Consider the following 2977-nt stretch of genomic DNA (forward strand, 5'->3'; position numbering starts at 1 on the left):
ACTAAGGCAATTCAGCGCTTTGGTCAGGTGGCACGGTAACCACCCCCTAAATTAACACAGCTCAAATGTAGAGTTTTCCTTTACAATTAATTTATATTTAGAAGATTTACTATGAGCAAACGTAAGAGTGAAGAACAGATTATCATCTTGTTAAAGCGTGCAGAAGCGGGTGAGCCGATAGTGTTGAATAAGTAAGAGTAGTGTAGGATATTACTGTTGCAATTACACAAAACTATCTACAGGCTCATTGTTATTCCTGTAAAACTTGATGGGCTGATTGACCTGGACGTCTTAAAACAGCATTTATCAAATGATGTGCTTTTAGTGTCTGTGATGGCTGTCAGTAATGAGGTTGGTACAGTTCAACCTTATTCAGAGATAGGACGTTTATGTAGAGAGGTTGGTGCAATTTTTCATATGGACGCAGCACAATCTGCTTATGAGGATATTGATATTATCGAAAGCAACATCGATATGTTAAGTCTTTCGGGTGGTAAGCTTTATGGCCCTACGGGAGTAGGCGTTCTAATTGTCGACTCAATGCTAGATTTGAAACCTGTTCCTCTAATTCATGGTGGATTACAACAGGTTGGTGTTCGTTCTGGGACTATCCCTTTATATCTTTGTGAGGCAATAAGTTTTGCTATCAAAAAAGTGCAAAAGCAGCGAGCCGAGGAAAGGTCATATTTAGAAAGCCTTAGGAAGTTACTACTTAAAAAACTTGACGACATGGGCATTGAGTATTCTGTTAATGGTTCGATGGAGCATCGACACCCCGGTAATTTAAGCCTTTCTTTTATTGGTTATCAAAACGATTTGTTGGTACAAAAACTTCAACCTGAAGTGGCAGTTTCTACTGGCGCTGCATGTAATTCGAGGGTAATTCAGCAATCTTATGTTTTAAAGGCTTTGGGCTTAAGTCGAGAGAAAATAGAGAGCACAATTCGCGTAGGCATAGGTCGTTTTAATACTGAGCAAGATATTCTGTTTTTTGTAAAACAACTAGAAAAAGCATTAGAAAGCTTTAAGATAACTGGCGTTACAGCTAGTTCTGTTTTTCCCTAAAACATAAATTATCACAATATTTAACTTGGTTTAAGTCTTAATCTATGTTATATATTAGATATGTCTAATATATAAATCACAACCAGAAATGAGGTCAATCATGAAAAAACGCCAAGTTGATGTTGCTATTATTGGGGCCGGTACGGCCGGTTTATATGCATTGCGTGAAGTTAGGCGCGCTAAAAAGAGTTTTGTATTAATTGACCGTGGGCCTTTAGGTACTACTTGTGCCCGAGTGGGTTGCATGCCATCAAAGGTGGCTTTACATGCCGCAGAGCTTTGGTCGATGCGTGAAGAGCAAAAAGAGTACGGTATCTCAGGTACCGATAATCTTGAGATTGACCGCCAAGCCGCTTGGGCTAAAGTGCGTAGCATGCGCGATGATTTCGCTGCTGGCGCTAGTAGCAACGCTGTTAAAGCTGGGGGCGAGCATTTATTAATGGGTGAGGCGAAATTTATTGAGCCTACCGTGATTGAGGTGCTAGGTAAAGAGGGTACTGAGCGTATCGAAGCTAAGGCTGTTATTATTGCCGTGGGCTCTCGTCCTGTGGTACCGGGCTTTTTAGTTCCTTTTAAAGATCATTTAATCACTACCGATGAGCTCTTTGAATTAGAAGAGTTGCCAAAGCGACTCGGTGTCTTAGGCTTGGGTGCCATTGGTCTGGAGATGGGGTTAGCCATGCAACGCCTTGGCGTGGAAGTGGTTGGTGCGGATATGGCTGATTCAGTAGGTGGCATTCGTGACCCTGAGGTTGCTAAATACGCTCAAGAGGCATTTGCTGATGAATTTCCAATGTATTTGAGTGAGGCCGCTAATTTAGAAGTTGCTGAGCAAGGCGTTCAGCTAATTAGTGGTGAAAATCGTGTGACAGTTGATAAGGTCTTAGTGGCTTTAGGTCGACGCTCTAATTTAGACCAGCTTAATTTGGCAGAAGCAGGCTTTGAGCTAGATGATAAAGGTATGCCGCATTTCGATGAAGAGACCCTCAAAGTCAAAGATCACCCTGTTTATGTGGTTGGTGATGCAAATGGATACCGTACCTTAATGCACGAAGCGGCAGTTGAGGGCGCTGTAGCGGGTTTTAATGCAAGTCGTGATGAGGCTCAAGCCTTTGAGCGTAAAGTACCTTTAGCTATTGCCTTTACTCAGCCTGATATTGTGAGTGTAGGAACAAGTTTTGATCAATTATCAGAAGACGATATCTTTATTGGTAAGGCACTAACTGAAACAGATGGTCGTAGCCGCATTTTGAGTAAAAAGCAGGGTGTGCTGCGCATCTATGTTGATCGCAAAGATGGCAAATTATTAGGCGCGAGTATGATTGGTGCACGTGCAGAGCATATTGCACAATTCTTAGCTTTGGCTTTGACTCAAAAGCTCGATGTGTATCAGTTGCTCGATACGCCTTTCTATCATCCAGTGGTTGAGGAGTTGGTACAGACTGCACTGCGAGATATAGCGCGTCAAATGGAGCCAAGTATCTATCCTTTAGGTTTGACCCCGATTAAATAATATTTTCTATTTAATGGAATAAGATGCGCCCGTTGCTAAAAGTGATGGGCGTTTTTTCTTGTTTATGCATTTTCTTAATGAGAATGATAAATATTTATGTGTGGGTGAATGGTGACTTGTCTGCTAGGATTGAATTTAGAAGCGTCGACTTTTTTGCGGGGCGCAGCTTTTTAATACGTTCTGCGACATACAACGTAAGCTCGGATGGGGTCCCCACATTTGACGCAACAGGTGCTCGCTTCTGTGGGTACTGCTCCTCTTCCTCTTTTCGGGCGAGCTGGATAAGTAATTGCGCCAATCTGAATTTGTCTCTATAGCTCAAGCCAACCACCGCCTCAGAAAGCTCGTTGTATGTCATGTCCGTGTCTTTCATTACAGTATTTCCATCTGGCTAACGCC

Annotated in this window: 2 protein-coding genes; both read left to right on the top strand. The window is 42.4% G+C overall.

Annotated elements, in window-relative coordinates; translation table 11 throughout:
• Positions 1 to 216 precede the first annotated feature (216 nt).
• Entirely contained in the window at positions 217 to 1065 is an 849-nt protein-coding gene (locus tag HMPREF3144_RS02675) for a cysteine desulfurase family protein (protein ID WP_052043562.1), read from the top strand.
• Between the two features lie 100 nt (positions 1066 to 1165).
• Positions 1166 to 2578: a dihydrolipoyl dehydrogenase gene (locus HMPREF3144_RS02680; RefSeq protein WP_036557940.1), complete on the top strand. Its 1413-nt coding sequence runs from the start codon at positions 1166 to 1168 to the stop codon at positions 2576 to 2578.
• Positions 2579 to 2977 lie beyond the last annotated feature (399 nt).

The sequence above is a fragment of the Oligella sp. HMSC05A10 genome (genome assembly GCF_001808335.1).
GTDB lineage: Bacteria > Pseudomonadota > Gammaproteobacteria > Burkholderiales > Burkholderiaceae_B > Oligella > Oligella urethralis.